This is a genomic window from Candidatus Paceibacterota bacterium, from assembly GCA_035652395.1.
In the GTDB taxonomy this organism is placed as follows: Bacteria; Patescibacteriota; Minisyncoccia; order Phycocordibacterales; family CAJBRS01; genus JADGRH01.
Genome location: DASRDX010000009.1, coordinates 21,149 through 38,145 on the forward strand (window position 1 = coordinate 21,149; position 16,997 = coordinate 38,145).

Consider the following 16,997-nt stretch of genomic DNA (forward strand, 5'->3'; position numbering starts at 1 on the left):
TTATTTTATGCCAGATAAAAGAAAAATTCTGATTGTAGATGACGACAATTTCCTCCTGAACATGTACGCCATGAAGTTTCAGAAGGAGAATTTTGAAGTCTTTACCGCTAATGATGGATCAAGCGCTCTTCAAAAAGTAGAAGAGGGTCTTGCTCCCGATGCCGTTCTTCTCGATATCATCATGCCAACCATGGACGGTTTGAAATTTCTGGAAACAGTTCGAGCCAAAAAATTAATTCCGCAAGCTATTGTGGTTATTTTAACCAATCAGACTGAATCAGCCGATATTGATAGAGCCAAAGAACTTGGCATTGATGGATACATTGTCAAAGCCACTACCATTCCTTCGGAAGTTCTAAATGAAGTAATGAAAATTTTAAAAGTGCGTAAAGGATAATTTTAGGTCATGGATTACAAAAAGGAACTTGACGATTTAATAAAGACTCTGATCACCCAAGGCGGCTCCGACCTTCATCTCTCGGAAGGCCGACATCCGACTATTCGCGTGGCCCGGGAATTAATTCCGTTGGTGAAGAAAAATGCCTTAACGGAAAAGGATACCAGCGCTTTTTTGGATATTCTTTTAAGCCCAGGCAATAAGGCACACTTCCAACTCAATAAAGAGATTGATTTCTCTTACAATTTCAATGATCAGGCCCGCTTCCGAGGCAATGGTTTCTATCAGCAAGGGAAAGTTAGTATTGCTCTGCGCCTTATTCCAAAAAGTATTGCCTCCGTTAAGGATTTACATCTTCCTGAAGTATTGGAAACCTTCGCGCGCAAGCAACAGGGATTCTTTCTGGTAGTGGGACCGGTGGGGCAGGGAAAAACTACAACCTTGGCCGCTTTAATCGAATTGATTAATCAGGAAAGAGCCGAGCACATCATCACTATTGAAGATCCAATTGAGTACATTTACGAACAGAAAAAGGCCATTATCGATCAGCGGGAAGTTAGGGTTGACACGGCTGATTTTAAGACAGCTTTAGTCAGTGTTTTGAGAGAGGATGTGAATGTAATCCTTCTCGGAGAAATGCGAGATCCGGAGACGATGGCCGCGGCTGTCACGGCGGCAGAAACGGGTCACTTAGTTTTCTCCACTTTACATACAAACAATGCCTCCCAGACTATTGACCGAATCATTGACTCTTTTCCGGCCGAGCAGCAAAACCAGATTCGGGTGCAACTTGCCGGCGCTTTGACCGGAGTTTTCTCTCAGCGATTAGTTCCTCGTATTTCCGGAGGCTTAATTCCAATCTACGAACTTCTGATTGCCAACAATGCCGTGGCCAACCTTATTCGAGAAAAACGTACTCACGAGATTAACACGGTTATTGAGACCAGTTCCGATGAAGGCATGATCGATATGAATCGCTCCATTGTGGAATTGATCCGAGCCGGGGAAATTACCATTGAGAATGGTTACAAACATTCCTTTGATCCGAAAGTGCTTGAGAAAATGCTGTAGGAAAAAGCTGCTGCATTTTTCCTCACTAACAGACATTTTCTTCCAGATAAAGTAAAATAAAAAAATGCTCTTCAACTACAAAGCCATAGACTCCGCTGGCTCCGAGAAAAACGGTTCAATTGAAGCTATTAATATTGATGTCGCCATTAACGGTCTGCAGCGTCGCGGCTTAATTATCTCTGAAATCAAGCCTGCCGAAGATGCCGGTGGCCTCTTCGGCCGCAAAATCAATCTCTTTCAGCACGTCTCAAACAAAGAGATTGTTATTCTCTCGCGCCAGATGTCCACTCTTTTCAGTGCTCAAGTATCGGCGCTCCGAATTTTCCGATTGCTTTCCACGGAAGTTCAAAATGAAACTCTCCGAAATGTTCTGACGGAAGTAGCTGACGATCTTCAAGGGGGGAGCACCATTTCCAAAGCTTTAGCTAAGCATCCGAAAGTCTTTTCCATCTTTTATGTCAACATGGTTAAGGCCGGTGAAGAGTCCGGCAAACTTGATGAAACTTTTATTTATTTAGCCGATTATCTTGATCGAAATTACGCCGTTACCTCAAAGGCGCGCAATGCTCTGATTTACCCCGCTTTCGTTATCTTCACCTTCGTGGCCGTGATGGTCTTGATGCTTACCTTAGTTATTCCAAAAATCGGCAGTATTTTAACCGGTGCCGGACAACAGATCCCAATTTATACTCGAATCATTATCGCCATGAGCAGTTTTATGGTCAATTACGGATTATTTCTGTTAATTGCTCTAATCATTCTAGGATTTTTCGCTTATTACTACACTCGCGGGGCGGCTGGCAAGGAAGCTTTGGGGCGAGTAAAACTGGACTTTCCATATGTCGGCACTCTCTATCGCAAGCTTTATCTCTCTCGTATCGCCGACAATATGAATACGCTGCTCGTCAGTGGAATTCCGATGATTAAAGTTATTGAACTGACATCGAGCGTGGTAGACAATATCATTTATGAAAATATTCTGAACAATATTATGGAAGCAGTGAAAGGAGGAAGTGCCCTATCAGATGCCATGGGAAGATATCCAGAGATTCCTAGTATTATGGTTCAGATGGTAAAAATTGGGGAAGAGACAGGGGAACTCGGGCATATTTTGGATACCTTGGCCAAGTTTTATCAAAGAGAAGTGGTAAATGCCGTGGATACCCTGGTTGATTTAATTGAACCGGTGATGATTGTGCTTCTCGGTCTCGGCGTAGCCTTTCTTCTGGCTTCCGTTCTTATTCCGATTTATAACATTAGCTCGGCTATTTAATCCGTTCAGTTGTCCACAGCTCCTTTGTATAGAGAGCTTATTTAACATATAATATAGACATTAGTCGAAAACGACCCTTTGTAAAAAAAGGGATAGAAGGGTCGAATTATTATTAGAAAATTAAAAGTTTAAATGAAAAAATTCACTAAAGGATTCACCCTGATCGAACTCTTGGTGGTTATCGCCATTATTGGTATCTTAGCTTCCGTAGTACTCGCTTCTTTGAACACTGCTCGAAGCAAAGGAACGGATGCAGCTATCAAATCAAACCTTGCTAATGGTAGAGCTCAAGCAGCTATTTATTACGATGGTTCAGGTAATAGCTATGTCGGAGTCTGTACTGCCGCTACCGGTACTCAACCGATGGTTCTGGCCGCCGCTAAAGCCGCTGGAATTGCTTCTGTAGGAACGGGTGCTTACACCTCAACTACGGCAGTCTGTCATGACTCAGCCAGTGGATGGGCCGCGATGGTGCCATTGAAAAATCCTACAACTGCAGGAAACGGATGGTGCGTTGACGCAAGTGGTGCTTCCGCAGAGACCGGTGTTCTAGGTGCCGCTTCCGTTACGTGTGGATCATAATTAGTTCTGATTGATTGTGAAAAGAAAAGCCGCCCGTTGGGCGGCTTTTCTTTTTCTGTTATAATTTAAAGATGAAAAGAAGCAGAGGTTTCACTCTCATTGAGCTCATCGTGGTAATCGGTATTATTGGTCTTCTGACTGCCATTGTTATAGCTAATCTCGGTACAGCTAGAGCCAAAGGACGCGATTCCAAGCGAGCGTCTGATATCAAACAGCTTCAGTTAGCTCTGGAAAATTATTTCACCAACAACCAAACTTATCCTGTTTGTAATGACACAAGCTGTTTGCCCGGCGCTTTAGCTCCAACTTATTTACCAAGTATGCCGACTGACCCAACCAATAGTGGAAATTATGTTTACGGCTACATCGGCAACGCCTCTACCTATTGTCTAGGCATCACTTTGGAAGTTCTAAATCCAAATACTCTAGGCACCAGCGCTTCCTGCAGTACCAATATCTCCGGCAATAGTTTCAAAGTTTCCAACCAGTAATGTCTTTGCTCTTTCTTTTTTTATTTTTTCTTTTCGGCACCATTGTCGGCAGTTTCTTAAATGTAGTTATTCTTCGATATAACACTGGCCGCACCGTGGTCCGCGGCCGCTCCTCGTGCCCGCACTGCGGGCACGTCCTCGGCTTCGCCGAGCTCATCCCAATTTTAAGCTTTCTCTTTCTGCGCGGCCGCTGCCTAAAATGCCGCTCTAAAATATCGTGGCAGTATCCTTTAGTTGAACTTTTAGCAGGCCTGATTTTTGCTGCTGCCTACTTTCACTCGGCCGTGACGGGCTGGGCGATTTTAGGAATTGATTTGATAATTTTCAGCTTATTAATTGTAATTCTTGTCTACGATCTGAAGCATAAAATCATTCCGGATGGCTTAGTCTATGCCTTTATTATTATTAGTTTAATCAAACTACTGATTTTATATTTTTTTCCATTATTTATTCTGCGCCCGACCGCCCTCGATTTTCTAGCTGGACCAATTTTCTTCCTCCCGTTCTTTTTGCTCTGGTATTTCTCCGGCGGCCGCGCCATGGGTTTTGGCGACGCCAAACTGGCGGCGGGCATTGGTTGGTTCCTCGGATTTTTTGGCGGCCTCTCGGCAATCGTTCTCGGTTTCTGGAGTGGCGCGGCGCTCGGCATCATTCTTTTGATTGTTCAATCAAGACGAGTTACAATGAAGACTGAAATACCTTTTGCCCCCTTTCTCATTCTCGGTCTTCTCCTCGTTTATTTTCTGGGATGGGACGTAACAGGACTCTCATATTTTCTTCACTAATGGAAAAGAGAACAACGAAAAAAGAAAAATCCGGACTTTTAACTTCTAAGGCCGGTTTTACTCTCGTTGAACTTCTAGTGGTCTGTGCCATCTTTGTAATTATTACGGCCGTTGTTCTGGCGCGTCAGAATCGTTTTTCCAGTGACATCCAACTGACCAATCTGGCTTATCAAGTGGCTATCTCTATTCGCCAAGCTCAAGTTTATGGTCTTGGCGTAAAAGGCGCCAGCACCAACTTCAACACAGGATACGGTATTGATTTCACTGCCGCCTCTCCCAATACTTACCAACTGATTGCCGACAACAATCAGGATAAATTATATGATCAGGCGCCGAGTCCTGCCGATTCCCTGGTTAGCAGCTACCAACTCCAACAAGGGGCCAAGATTGATAATCTTTGTGTCACCGATGCTTACAACAGCAAGACTTGCTCGAAAGGAGGAAATCTAACCTCGCTGGATATTTTCTACCTTCGTCCGGATCCTTCTTCCAATATTAGCGCCAACGGTCAGTTTAGTGGCGGGGTCTCTTACAACAGCGCCTCCATTACTCTCGTTTCATCAATCGGTGATCGATACAAATGCGTCACCATTTATCAGACTGGCCAAGTCTCGGTCAATCCCGGTGTGGGTGCCTGTCCATGAACAAGTTAAAAGTAAAAAATAAAAAGCTGAAAGTCCGTGGTTTTACCCTGATTGAATTAATGGTGGCTTCTACTATTTTCATTATTGTGATGGTAATCGCTATTTCTTCTGTTTTAAATATCATCAACGTTAACCGGAAGGCCCAATCACTCAATTCCATCATGACTAATTTAAGCTTTGCTCTGGAGAGCATGGTCAGAGATGTACGCGAGGGAAGCGGTTATTGCGCCACTGGCTCGTATGGTTGTCCGTCTGCCGTCAATACTTCCTCTATCAGTTTTACTAACTATCTTAGTCAGCAGGTTATTTATAGTTATTGTGGACCAAATACCAGTAGTGTGTATTGTCCGCAAAGTCAGGCAAACGGTTATATCAGCAAAAGCATTAATGGCGCCGCCGCTTCAGTTATTACGGCTCCTGAAGTTAATATCACCAACATGCTTTTCTCTATTAGAGGCAACGGTAGTAGTGACGGGCAGCAACCAATTATTCTTCTTATTATTCAAGGAAAGACCGGTGCCAGTCTCAAAACTCAATCCACTTTTCAGGTTGAAACTTTGATTACTCAGAGATTATTGGATTCATAAAAAATATGTTCATAAAGTTCATAATGTTCATAAAGTTCATAAAGTCTCAAACCAGGAGGCCTTTAAAAACCTTACAAACTTTACAACTTTATAAACTTCAATTCGGTTTTACTTTAATTGAAACTCTGGTAGCTATCGCTATTCTAATTCTAGCCATTGTTGGGCCGCTTACCATTGCCTCAAACAGTCTAAATTCCGCTTATTATGCCAACGACCAGGTAACCGCTTTTTATTTGGCTCAAGAAGGTATCGAATACCTGCGATATTTACGCGATGCCAATTTCATCAATCAATTATCTTCCAATGGCGCCACTTGGGATACCGGCATGACCGGTTGTACCAGTTCATCTTTGTGTGGACTTGACTCATCTAATGTCTTTACCGGCGGTAAGATCCTGGTCACCTGTGGTAACAATATTGCTTCGTGCCCAGTGCAATACGATTCTTCAACTGGCCTATACCATCAAGGATCAGCTTATGGTACTTCACCTTTTTATAGGACTATTCAAGTCCAACAAATTAATAGCAATGAAGATAAAGTGACAGTTACGGTCTACTGGTCAGTGGGTAATCTGAAGGCACCGGCCAGTTTTCAAATTACCGAAAATCTATTTAACTGGGATAATCTTTATTCTGGAGCCTCTGGCGGAACACCAATGGCTAACGTTACCATTAACATAACTACTGTCAGCAACGGAACGGTTATTAGTAATCCAACTGGCATCAATTGTCCCTCAACATGTTCAACCTCTGTAGTTACCAATAACAATATTGTGCTTACTGGAACGCCGAACAGCAGTTATGTATTTACTTGGGGGGCCGGTCAGGCTTGTTCAGGACACAGCAGTTGTTCCTTTAATCCTAATTCAAATATCACTCTGAATGCAGGATTTTATACAGGTTCTGGAACATTGTCAGTTTCGGGAGGGAGAGCTCTACAGGTCAGTGCGGATGGGGTCACTAAGTGTTCCGGTGGAAACTCATGTTCTACTTCCATTGTCAATGGGTCAGTAACAAGCGTTACCACTTCTGCGGGTTATACCACTGGTAGCGGAGAGTTCATAACAAACTGGTCATTTGATCATTGGAATGGTGGTCCTTGCAACTCTAATTCGAACAATGTTTGCAATTTCATTATGAATGGCAATACAAATATGACCGCGGTCTATGTAGCAGACTGATGAATAAATTATTTAAAAATAAAAATGGCTTCACGTTACTCTTCGCTTCGCTAGTGGTAAGCCTGCTCCTTTCGATTGGTTTAGCAATTCTAAACATTACTTTGCAGCAAGTGTTGCTTTCGTCCGCCGCCAAAGAATCGCAGTTTGCTTTTTATAATGCCGATACCGGCATTGAATGCGCTCTCTATTGGGATAAAAACGGACCGAGCGGCCGTATTTTTGCCACTTCTTCGCAATCAAATTCACTCGTTGCTTCTGATATTAATTGTAACGGGGTGACGGCGAGCGCATGGTCCTCTGCTCTAAGTAATTCCGGTGACGGTTCATGGGACACTAGTTTTGACTTAATTTACCCAACCGGTGAATGTGATGTGGTGAAAAACCCAACTACTCCAATTGTTCATATTGTGGTCAATAAAAGCTTTCCTGACAATATAAATACTTATACTGATATTAAATCTCGAGGCTATAACACCTGCGACGCCAATAATCCGCGGCGAGTAGAAAGAGGACTTGAGGTTCAGTACTAATTCTCTTACACTCTTCTTATGGCTAAAGCGACTAAGGAGATAAAAGAGCGCATTGAGAAGCTCCGAGAGACGATTGAATACCATCGTTATCAGTATCACGTGCTGGATAAGCAGGAGATTTCCGATGAAGCCCGCGATTCTTTAATGAAAGAGCTGGTGGATCTGGAAAATCAGTATCCGGAACTCCGCACTGCCGACTCGCCATCTCAAAGAGTGGCAGGCAAACCTCTGCCGGAATTTAAGAAAGTTCGACATAAGGTAGCGCAGTGGTCTTTCAATGACGCTTTCAGTGAAGAGGATATCAAAAACTTTGACGCTCGAGTGAAACGTTTATTGAAAGCTGAATTAGGCAAGGAGATTTCCCCGGAATATGTTTGTGAGCTGAAAATTGACGGCCTGAAAATCGTTTTTGAATATGAAAAAGGGCTGCTCAAAACGGCTGCTACACGCGGAGATGGAGAAGTGGGGGAAGATGTCACCATGAACGTCCGAACCATTCAGTCAGTACCACTTCGTCTTAAGGAAGCGGCGGATTTGATTGCCGAAGGAGAGGTTTGGATGAGAAAGAGCAGTCTGGAGAAACTTAATAAGGAGAGGGCGAAAAGCGGTTTACCGCTTTTCGCCAATCCACGAAATGTCACGGCCGGCTCGATTCGTCAGCTCGATCCTGCCATGACTGCCTCAAGAAGGTTGGAGGCTTTTGTTTATGATATCGCGGAGTTAAGGGGGTCGGGGGAAGCGAAGCTTCCCCCGACCCAACTCGAAGAACTTCAGCTTCTCCAGAAGCTCGGCTTCAAAGTCAATTCTCACTACAGACTTTGTGAAAATGTGGATGAGGTGATTGCCTATTGGAAAAAGTGGCAGGTTGAATCAAAAAAACAGGATTATCTGATTGACGGCATCGTTATCAAAGTTAATCGCCGCGATTATCAGGAGGCTTTAGGTTACACCGGCAAGGCCCCGCGCTTTGCCATTGCCTTCAAGTTTCCGGCCGAGCAAGTTACTACGGTCGTGGAAGATATCGTCCTTCAGGTGGGTCGAACCGGCACTATCACTCCGGTTGCTCACCTACGTCCGGTCTTAGTAGCCGGCTCAACTGTTTCCCGGGCCACTCTTCATAATGAAGATGAAATTAAAAGGCTAGATGTACGAATTGGCGATACGGTGATCTTGCAAAAAGCCGGCGACGTTATTCCCGATATCGTCAGAGTCTTGACCGAAATGCGTACCGGTAAGGAAAAACCGTACAAATTTCCAACGCATGTTGCGGAGTGCGGGGGAGACGGACGAATTGAGAGAATTCCCGGCCAAGCGGCCTGGCGCTGTGTTAATAAAGGAGGAGCAGCTCAACATCGACGGGAACTTTATCATTTTGCTTCCAAGCACGCCTTTGATATTGATGGTCTCGGTCCGAAGATCATTGACAAACTCCTTGACAATCATCTGATCACCGCCGGCAGCGACATCTTTACTTTGAAAGCGGGAGATCTTTCGGAACTCGAAGGTTTTAAAGAAAAATCAGTTAACAATTTATTGAAAGCAATTGAGAAGGCACGGCACGTTAGTCTGCCGCGCCTGATTATCTCGCTTTCCATTCCGCAAGTTGGCGAAGAAACCGCTTATGATCTGGCCGACCATTTTGGCAACCTTGATTCTTTGCGAAAAGCTTCTTTGGAAGAGCTGCAAGCGATTGAAGGGGTGGGGGATGTTGTAGCCAGTTCGATTCATCGGTGGTTTGGAAATAAAAATAACAGAGAGCAGCTTTCTAAACTTCTGAAAATAATTGAAGTGGAGAATCCTAGAAAGACGAAAGGGGCGGCCGCCATCCCAACAGGCGGCCGCCTATCCGATAAAACTTTTGTTCTGACCGGCACCATGGAAAAGATGGACCGAGACGAAGCGAAAGAAAAGATTCGCGCTCTTGGCGGCAGCGTTTCTGGATCCGTTTCAACCAAAACCGATTATGTCGTGGCGGGAGAAAATCCCGGATCAAAATTAACGAAAGCGGAAGAGCTCGGCGTGAAAGTGCTTGATGAAAAAGAATTTTTGAAGATGATTCAGTAAAGTCCGGCCTTCGGCCGGACTTTTTCTAATAAGCCCAAAGTAAGCTATAATTTTCTTATGGAAATTAAAGATATTGGAAAGCTGGCCGCTCTCTCACGTATTAATTTGCCGGATTCGGAGAAAGAAAGTTTGCTCAAGGAAATGGATGCCATTTTAGCATACGTGGATCAGGTCAAGGAGGCTACCGCGGCGCAAAGCGCCGCGGTAGCTCTCCATAAACCTTTCTCTCGAAATATCTTTAGAGAGGATGCAGAGCCTCATCCCGCCGGTGCTTTTAACGAAGCTCTTCTGGAAAGTTCTCCAGACCGGCAAGGACAATATATTAAAGTGAAAAAGATACTTTAGTTGTAAGTTTAAAGTGATTAATTTAAAAGATCTGACAATTAAAAAAGCTCATGAGCACCTCAAAAAAGGTGATTTTTCGCCACAAGAATTAACGGCAGCTTACTTAAAAAATATTGAATCAAAAAATAAGGATCTGCACATTTATCTGGAAGTTTTTGAAGACGCTCTAGAGAAATCAAAGACTATTTCTAAATTTGACAGTCCGATGTCCGGAATACCGGTTGCCCTGAAAGACAATATGCTAATTAAGGGAAAAATTTCTTCCTCTGGTTCAAAGATTTTGGAAAATTACATAGCCACTTACGATTCTTTTGTGGCCAGCAAACTTCAGGAAACAGGAGCCATAATCTTGGGGCGAACCAATATGGACGAATTCGCCATGGGCTCTTCCACCGAAAATTCCGCTTACGGAGTCACTAAAAATCCATATGATCCAGAAAGAGTTCCGGGTGGTTCAAGCGGCGGCTCCGCCGCCGCCATAGCCGCCGATCTGGCTCTGGCATCTCTCGGATCGGACACCGGCGGTTCAATCCGCCAACCAGCCGCTTTTTGCGGAGTAGTCGGTCTTAAACCAACTTACGGACGCGTCTCGCGCCGAGGTTTAATGGCCTTGGCCTCATCGCTCGACCAAATCGGTCCCTTTACTAAGACAGTTGAAGATGCCGAGATTTTTTACAACCTTATTCAAGGGAAGGATTCATTGGATAGCACCTCTCTGAAAATTGGAGAAGGAAATTCTAAAGCAGCGCCCAAGAAAATGAAAATCGGAGTGCCGTACCATTTTATGGAAGACGTTAATGAGGAAGTAATGAAGAATTTTAAAGAAGCTGTCAGCAAACTGGAAAGTCTCGGACACGAAGTCAAAGAAATTAAATTACCGAATGTTAAATATTCCTTGGCAGTCTATTACATCATTATGCCGGCCGAGGCCTCTTCCAACTTGGCCCGTTACGACGGAGTGAAATTCGGCTATCATCAAGAAGGCGGCAATTTATTGGAAGACTATCTCTTAACGCGCGGTTCCGGGTTTGGCAAAGAGCCTCGCCGCCGCATCATGCTTGGCACCTACGTTCTCTCAAGCGGCTATTACGATGCTTATTATGGTAGGGCCAATGAGGTAGCCAATCTGATTAAAGCCGATTTTGAAAGAGCTTTTGAGGAAGTTGATGTCGTTTTGACCCCAACCACCGCTTCGCCAGCCTTTAAGATTGGGGAAAAAGCGGCTGATCCGGTGGCCATGTATCTTTCGGATGTCTTCACAGTACCGGCCAACATTACGGGGTTGCCTTCTATTTCCATTCCTTCCGGCTTTACGGAAGTGGATGGTAAGAAATTGCCACTCGGTATTCAATTCACGGCACCTTTTTTGGCCGAAAATTTCTTGTTTGAAATCGGTAAACAATTTGAAGGGAGTAACAAGTAACAATAAATATTTAATTTAAAATGGCCGATGATGATAATAAAAAAGAGTCTGGGTCCGAGCTCGCCACCACTATTTTTGAAATAGTTTTCATTCTTATTATTTTTATTTATTTTCTAAATCAGGTCGGTGTTTTTATTTCCAGACACTTCTATTCGATTAATCAGAACGGAGCAACCAGCACGGCTGCCACTTCCTCGGGCATTTCGTTGTTGTTTTCCTCCATTGGGCATGGCTTTAGCAGCGGTTTTGCCCGAATTTTTCCGACTATTGAACTTCTGGCCATTTTTATTTCCGTCTTATTTTTAATGGGAGTGATTTATATTTTATTCAGACTCCATTATCTGGAGAGATTTCAGCGCGCGCGGGAGAAACGAGAGAGAACCATTAGAAGCGGATCAGTGGAAGTACCAAAGGGAAATATAAAATGGCAGAGAGTTCTGGATCATGTTAACAGTGAGAACCCGAATGATTGGCGTCTGGCCATTTTGGAAGGGGACATTTTATTAGGGGATTTGCTGGAGAAAATGGGTTATCACGGAGAGGGAATTGGCGAGATGTTGAAATCAGTAGAAAAGAGCGATTTTAATACCATTGATAACGCTTGGGAGGCTCACAAAATTCGAAATGCCATTGCTCATGAGGGCGCCGACTTCATTTTGTCACAGCGTGAAGCACGTCGGGTGATCGCTCTCTACGAGAGCGTCTTTCAGGAATTTCATTTTATTTAATTAACAAAAAATCCACCAAAGGTGGATTTTTTGTTATATCTTGTTGCGGGGCCCGGATTTGCACCGGGGCCTGGAGGTTATGAGCCTCCCGAGCTACTGTTACTCCACCCCGCTAAAAATTGTGGAGATTTTCAAATATACTCTAACTTTATTTTAATTGCAATTAAGGTTATATTAGTTGAACTTAATGTCGGGGTAGCTCAGTTGGTAGAGCACGGGACTCATAAGCCCGGGGTCGTGGGTTCGATCCCCACCTCCGACACTCGTATTTTGTAAAATACGAAAGTTGCGGCCATAGCTCAACTGGTTAGAGCACTCGCCTGTCACGCGAGAGGTTGGCGGTTCAAGTCCGCTTGGCCGCGCAATTAAAAAATCCGGCAAGTCTGTCCGGATTTTTTAATTGCGCGGCCAAAGCAAGCAAACTGCTTTGCTTGCGTGCGGACTTGAAAGGCGCAGCTATGTTTTCTCAGTAGAGAAAACAAGCGAGCCGGGGTCGCGACCGAGCTCTGCAGAGCGAGAGTTGTGACCAAGTCCGCAAGACATATTTTCCGCTTGTCTTTCTATTTCATGCTAGAATAAAAATCTTATCAACTATTCTCAAAAATATGTTTTACATTATCGGAGTCATCGTTCTTATATTAGTTCTTCTATCTTTGCGGGTAGTAAAAGAATACGAAAGGGGAGTGATCTTCTTTCTCGGCAAGTACACCAGCGTGCGCGGGCCCGGTCTGATTTTTCTCATTCCTGTTTTTGAGCAGATGACGCGCGTCACCTTGCGGACGATCACCATGAACATTCCTTCACAGAAGATTATCACTAAGGACAATGTCTCAATTGATATCGCCGCCGTCGCCTACTATCACATTGTTGATTCATCCAAGTCTGTTATCTCAATTGAGAATGTCTACAGCGCCGTCAATCAAATTAGCCAGACCACTGTACGAAATGTTGTGGGCCAATTTCAACTCGATCAGCTTCTTTCGCAGACTGTCGATATCAATACTCAAATTAAAAATGTTATTGACACTCACACCGAGCCTTGGGGCGTGCAGGTAACGGCGGTGGAAATCAAAGATATCACTTTGCCCGACAACATGCAGCGAGCCATGGCCAAGGAAGCCGAAGCCGAACGAGAAAGACGGGCCAAAATTGTGGCAGCTGAAGGAGAATTTCAGGCAGCGGTAAAACTGGGAGAAGCGGCTGACATTATCAGCGCTCATCCGGTGGCTCTGCAGCTTCGCACTCTTCAGACCATGTCGGAAATCAGCACTGAAAAAAATTCCACTATTATTTTCCCGGCTCAATTTATGACGAGCGTGCAGGAGGCGTTTAAGACTCTAGCCGCTGACAATAAAAAGACCGGTTAATTATTATTAATTTTTAAACCTATGAAAATTAAAGAAATTGCTTTCACAGCTTACGCCGTAAATGATATAGCTAAATCCAGAGAATTTTATGAAGGAGTTTTGGGATTAGTGCCAAATAATGAATTTGATGGCAGCAAAAATCCCGATTACGTCGAATACAACATCGGCTCCGGCACCTTAGCTATTGGTCATGCGCCGGATATGTGGAAACCATCAGAAGACGGTGCCTCAGTAGCTCTTGAAGTGGAGGATTTTGATGCCGCTATGGCTTTGATAAAGGAGAAAAATGTGCCGATTAAGATGGGTCCGCACGATTTCCCGACCTGTCAGATGATCGTCATTCAGGATCCGGATAAGAACAAACTGACTCTTCACAAGAGAAAGAAGTAATTGACAAAAGTATTGACAGAAAAGGTCGGCGCTTCGCGCCGACCTTTTCATTTCTTCAGATCCAATTTATATCCTCTGCCTGGCACCGTATGAATGAGTTTCTTCTTTCCGTCATCGACCTTGCGCCGCAGGTTTAAGATATGCGCCTCAATGGTATTAGAGAAGGGATCTCCATCAATGCTCCAGACGTGTTCCATGATCAAGCCACGGGAGAGAACTCGGCCGGCATTCTTCATAAAATATTCAAGAAGTAGAAATTCTTTGCGAGTTAAATAAATTTCTTTCTTACCCTTCCAGACCATTTGTCGTTCGCTATCCAGAACTAAATCGGCAAATTTTAGAGGATTATTTTGTACCAATCTTGGTCTCCGAAGAATAGCTCGAATTCTGGCCAGAAGCTCATGAAAAGAGAAAGGTTTGGCTACATAATCATCCACCCCGACATTAAGGAGCTTCACCCTATCCGGAATTTCCGCTTTTACCGAAAGCATTAGGATAGGCACTGTCTTATTAAGAGCTCGCAGTTCCTGACAAACCGCCAGGCCATCTTTCTTTGGCATGACATAATCCAAGATGATTAAATCGTAATCATTGGTTCGGGCTAGATACGAGCCCTTCTCGCCGTCTTCTGCCGTATCAGCCACAAAATTCTCCGCCTCAAGGCTGCTTTTCAGAAAAGCCGAAATGTTTTTGTCATCTTCAACAATTAATATTCGCACAATTCCTTAATTATATTTTAGGAAGTATTAAGAAGGCTAGCGGATATGGGGAAGACTCATAAAGATGATTTTAATCTTTCTTTATATATTTTTTAACTTAAATTGAAAATAACTTTAAAATCCTTTAGTATATGAAAACTCCTTGTGTGCACGCCCGATGATATATCCTCATGTCGTGAGACAGTAAATCGATCAGCCCTGCAGTGGAATAACGGCCAGGGGTCAGACGGTCTCTACACACAAGGATCGTTTGCCGTTGTAGCTCAGCTGGTAGAGCATCTCCATGGTAAGGAGAAGGTCCCCGGTTCAATCCCGGGCAACGGCTCCCAAATATGAAGCAGAAGAATGTATTTTTGCTGATTGGTACAATCGTAATTCTCATTTTGTTGGGATGGTTTATAGGGAGACCCGCAATAGCTGCTCATCAATGTGATAAAAAATCCTATCAGCGTGTACAGGAAATCAAAGGTGATAGAATCGATTATGAATATTTTTATCGTAGATGCCTGCGTAGTTATGGTATTCAGATACCAATAACTGATAAATTATTAGGCTAAGCCACCCTAGCTCAGTTGGTAGAGCACCGCTTTCGTAAAGCGGGGGTCCGCAGTTCGATCCTGCGGGGTGGCTCAATAATGAAAGACGATATCCAAAAAAAGATTGCGGAAATAGAAGCGCGCATGAGCGCGGCGGATTTCTGGCAGGATAAGGAGAAAGCCCAGGCTACTATTAAAGAGTTGCGGGAACTAAAGGCCGCGGCCGAAAACCCAGGCCGCGGCCCCTACGATTCCGGATCCGCCATCATCACCATCTTCAGTGGTGCCGGAGGCGACGACTCGGAGGACTTCTCCCGCATTCTTTTTGAAATGTATCGGAAATTTATTGAGCGAAAAGGCTGGCAGGCCATCATCCTGCATCAGAATCAAAATGATCATGGCGGTTTTCGCAATCTGACTTTTGAAATAAACGGCCGCAATGTTTATGGCACTCTAAAAAATGAATCCGGTGTGCATCGATTGGTTCGTCTCTCGCCATTCAACGCTAAAAAACTTCGCCACACTTCATTCTCAATGGTGGAAGTCATTCCAAAATTTGAAAAGCAGGCAGAATTTAAAATTCCGGAAGATGAGATTGAAGTAACCACTCAACGATCAAGCGGTCCCGGTGGTCAGAACGTTAATAAGCGGGAGACTTCCGTCCGCATTGTTCACAAACCAACTAAACTTTCCGTTCACGTGGACTCTGAACGCTCACAAGCTCAAAACAAGGAAAAAGCCTTGGCGTTGCTCGCTGGAAAGATCTACAACCTACAGGAGCAGGAGCGATTAGCCAAAGAAAAGGGCATGTATATTTCCAAAACCACTGACGCTGAATGGGGGAATCAAATCCGCTCTTACGTCATGCATCCGTATAAGATGGTCAAGGATCACCGCACCGACGTTGAAACCAGCCAGATTGACAAGGTCCTTGACGGAGACCTTGACGAGTTTATAGAAGCGGAGAAGAATCTATAGCAATATGGAACAAATACCATCAGCCGAAAAAGAAACTGAGAAGATAGAAAAATTCAATTTTCCTGAGATCGAAAATTTGGCAGAACCAATGATTGAATTATGTTCAAAACTAAAAAACAATTTTGATACGGGAAAGTATAGAACACTTCTTAGTGATGATATAGGTGGTCGTATCCCAACATTGGTCATAGCCAATGTATTAAAAAAGCTCCGTCACGACATCTCTGTAAGTTTTGTCGCTGCTGGTCATTCTACGCCCGGATCTGTTACGGGAAAGGAATGGAAAGGCCTTGTCAGGCATTTAAAAGAAAAAATCTCTCCCGAAGGGAGTGTCCTGCTTATCACCCAGTTCATTCATCACGGAGATACAATCGGCAAGTTATTACTAGCTCTACAACAAGCTGGTTTCAATAATATTGATGTTGCTTCTGCGAGAAGTTTATACCCCGAAGAGGTGCTAAATGTTGAATTTAATAATCAAACCTATATTGGAGACAGAAGTTCTACTATGGACATAGATTCTAAACACAATTTCTATACAGGGTTGGCTAAATCAGGAAAGACTTACAACCCTAGTCCGCAACTGTTAACCAAAGTCATTGAGGAAGAAGGAAGGGAGAGATTCATGCACCAAGAGATCGATCAAATATTTGATTTAAAACCAGACGATAGAGTAGATGTAATTAATGAAAAATTTAAAGATCCACACAAAAAGGCGATTTTTGAAGCCCGGATAAAGGAACCTCTTTCCGAAGAAGAAAAGATTCAGCTAAGAGAGAACATACTAAAAACCCGTGAAGATGTGAAAACTATGGCTGATTTAATCTTACAAAGAGTCTGGAATATAAAAGCGGAAAAAGGCCTTTAAATCTGGCCTTTTTCCGCTCTTGGATAATCTGCTATAAT

Annotated in this window: 20 protein-coding genes and 5 tRNA genes; 23 read left to right on the plus strand and 2 right to left on the minus strand. The window is 43.8% G+C overall.

What is annotated here, in order from left to right; genetic code table 11:
• Positions 1-7 precede the first annotated feature (7 nt).
• From VFA52_00220 to VFA52_00285, 14 genes are all read left to right on the plus strand, one after another.
• Positions 8-397, plus strand: coding sequence for a response regulator (locus VFA52_00220; protein ID HZS42638.1), 390 nt, complete (start codon positions 8-10; stop codon positions 395-397).
• 9 nt (positions 398-406) lie between these two features.
• Entirely contained in the window at positions 407-1,468 is a 1,062-nt protein-coding gene (locus tag VFA52_00225) for a PilT/PilU family type 4a pilus ATPase (protein ID HZS42639.1), read from the plus strand.
• Between the two features lie 64 nt (positions 1,469-1,532).
• Complete coding sequence (locus tag VFA52_00230; protein ID HZS42640.1) at positions 1,533-2,741, plus strand: type II secretion system F family protein; 1,209 nt, start codon at positions 1,533-1,535, stop codon at positions 2,739-2,741.
• Positions 2,742-2,873: 132 nt separating this feature from the next.
• Entirely contained in the window at positions 2,874-3,323 is a 450-nt protein-coding gene (locus tag VFA52_00235; protein ID HZS42641.1) for a type II secretion system protein, read from the plus strand.
• A gap of 71 nt (positions 3,324-3,394) precedes the next feature.
• On the plus strand, positions 3,395-3,814 hold the full coding sequence (locus tag VFA52_00240; protein HZS42642.1) for a prepilin-type N-terminal cleavage/methylation domain-containing protein: 420 nt from the start codon (positions 3,395-3,397) through the stop codon (positions 3,812-3,814).
• Positions 3,814-4,599 carry a prepilin peptidase gene (locus tag VFA52_00245; protein HZS42643.1) on the plus strand — a complete coding sequence of 262 codons (786 nt, stop codon included), beginning with the start codon at positions 3,814-3,816 and terminating at the stop codon, positions 4,597-4,599. The genes VFA52_00240 and VFA52_00245 overlap by 1 nt, the downstream gene beginning before the upstream one ends.
• Complete coding sequence (locus VFA52_00250; protein ID HZS42644.1) at positions 4,599-5,243, plus strand: type II secretion system protein; 645 nt, start codon at positions 4,599-4,601, stop codon at positions 5,241-5,243. Before VFA52_00245 ends, VFA52_00250 begins: the two co-directional genes overlap by 1 nt.
• Positions 5,240-5,830, plus strand: a complete 591-nt coding sequence (locus VFA52_00255) for a prepilin-type N-terminal cleavage/methylation domain-containing protein (protein ID HZS42645.1) — start codon at positions 5,240-5,242, stop codon at positions 5,828-5,830. Before VFA52_00250 ends, VFA52_00255 begins: the two co-directional genes overlap by 4 nt.
• A 23-nt stretch (positions 5,831-5,853) precedes the next feature.
• On the plus strand, positions 5,854-7,011 hold the full coding sequence (locus VFA52_00260) for a type II secretion system protein (protein HZS42646.1): 1,158 nt from the start codon (positions 5,854-5,856) through the stop codon (positions 7,009-7,011).
• Positions 7,011-7,541, plus strand: a complete 531-nt coding sequence (locus tag VFA52_00265) for a pilus assembly PilX N-terminal domain-containing protein (GenBank protein ID HZS42647.1) — start codon at positions 7,011-7,013, stop codon at positions 7,539-7,541. Before VFA52_00260 ends, VFA52_00265 begins: the two co-directional genes overlap by 1 nt.
• 18 nt (positions 7,542-7,559) lie before the next feature.
• Positions 7,560-9,605, plus strand: a complete 2,046-nt coding sequence (gene ligA, locus VFA52_00270; protein ID HZS42648.1) for an NAD-dependent DNA ligase LigA — start codon at positions 7,560-7,562, stop codon at positions 9,603-9,605.
• A gap of 57 nt (positions 9,606-9,662) precedes the next feature.
• Positions 9,663-9,950, plus strand: a complete 288-nt coding sequence (locus tag VFA52_00275) for an Asp-tRNA(Asn)/Glu-tRNA(Gln) amidotransferase subunit GatC (protein ID HZS42649.1) — start codon at positions 9,663-9,665, stop codon at positions 9,948-9,950.
• A gap of 13 nt (positions 9,951-9,963) precedes the next feature.
• Positions 9,964-11,373 carry an Asp-tRNA(Asn)/Glu-tRNA(Gln) amidotransferase subunit GatA gene (gene gatA, locus VFA52_00280; protein HZS42650.1) on the plus strand — a complete coding sequence of 470 codons (1,410 nt, stop codon included), beginning with the start codon at positions 9,964-9,966 and terminating at the stop codon, positions 11,371-11,373.
• A 20-nt stretch (positions 11,374-11,393) separates the two neighbouring features.
• Positions 11,394-12,101, plus strand: coding sequence for a hypothetical protein (locus tag VFA52_00285; GenBank protein HZS42651.1), 708 nt, complete (start codon positions 11,394-11,396; stop codon positions 12,099-12,101).
• A 43-nt stretch (positions 12,102-12,144) separates the two neighbouring features.
• On the opposite strand, the gene VFA52_00290 is transcribed toward VFA52_00285, so the two are convergent.
• Positions 12,145-12,215 (minus strand) — tRNA-Met (locus VFA52_00290).
• Positions 12,216-12,290: 75 nt separating this feature from the next.
• On the opposite strand from VFA52_00290, the gene VFA52_00295 reads away from it, so the two are divergent.
• The 4 genes from VFA52_00295 to VFA52_00310 all read left to right on the plus strand — a co-directional run bounded on the left by VFA52_00295 (position 12,291) and on the right by VFA52_00310 (position 13,858).
• Positions 12,291-12,363: transfer RNA gene (locus VFA52_00295), tRNA-Met, on the plus strand.
• Positions 12,364-12,389: 26 nt separating this feature from the next.
• A tRNA-Asp gene (locus VFA52_00300) sits at positions 12,390-12,463 on the plus strand.
• Between the two features lie 243 nt (positions 12,464-12,706).
• Positions 12,707-13,468, plus strand: a complete 762-nt coding sequence (locus VFA52_00305; GenBank protein ID HZS42652.1) for a slipin family protein — start codon at positions 12,707-12,709, stop codon at positions 13,466-13,468.
• Between the two features lie 21 nt (positions 13,469-13,489).
• Positions 13,490-13,858, plus strand: a complete 369-nt coding sequence (locus VFA52_00310) for a VOC family protein (protein ID HZS42653.1) — start codon at positions 13,490-13,492, stop codon at positions 13,856-13,858.
• A gap of 47 nt (positions 13,859-13,905) precedes the next feature.
• Here VFA52_00310 and VFA52_00315 read toward each other — a convergent pair whose 3' ends face one another.
• The gene (locus VFA52_00315; protein ID HZS42654.1) at positions 13,906-14,577 is read right to left on the minus strand and encodes a response regulator transcription factor; all 672 of its coding nucleotides are present in this window, start codon (positions 14,575-14,577) and stop codon (positions 13,906-13,908) included.
• Positions 14,578-14,829: 252 nt separating this feature from the next.
• Here VFA52_00315 and VFA52_00320 point away from each other — a divergent pair.
• From VFA52_00320 to VFA52_00340, 5 genes are all read left to right on the plus strand, one after another.
• Positions 14,830-14,902: transfer RNA gene (locus tag VFA52_00320), tRNA-Thr, on the plus strand.
• Between the two features lie 7 nt (positions 14,903-14,909).
• On the plus strand, positions 14,910-15,134 hold the full coding sequence (locus tag VFA52_00325) for a hypothetical protein (GenBank protein ID HZS42655.1): 225 nt from the start codon (positions 14,910-14,912) through the stop codon (positions 15,132-15,134).
• Positions 15,135-15,207 (plus strand) — tRNA-Thr (locus VFA52_00330).
• 5 nt (positions 15,208-15,212) lie between these two features.
• The gene (locus VFA52_00335) at positions 15,213-16,091 is read left to right on the plus strand and encodes a PCRF domain-containing protein (GenBank protein ID HZS42656.1); all 879 of its coding nucleotides are present in this window, start codon (positions 15,213-15,215) and stop codon (positions 16,089-16,091) included.
• 4 nt (positions 16,092-16,095) lie between these two features.
• A complete protein-coding gene (locus VFA52_00340; GenBank protein ID HZS42657.1) occupies positions 16,096-16,959 on the plus strand; it encodes a hypothetical protein in 864 nt (287 codons plus the stop codon).
• Positions 16,960-16,997: the final 38 nt, after the last annotated feature.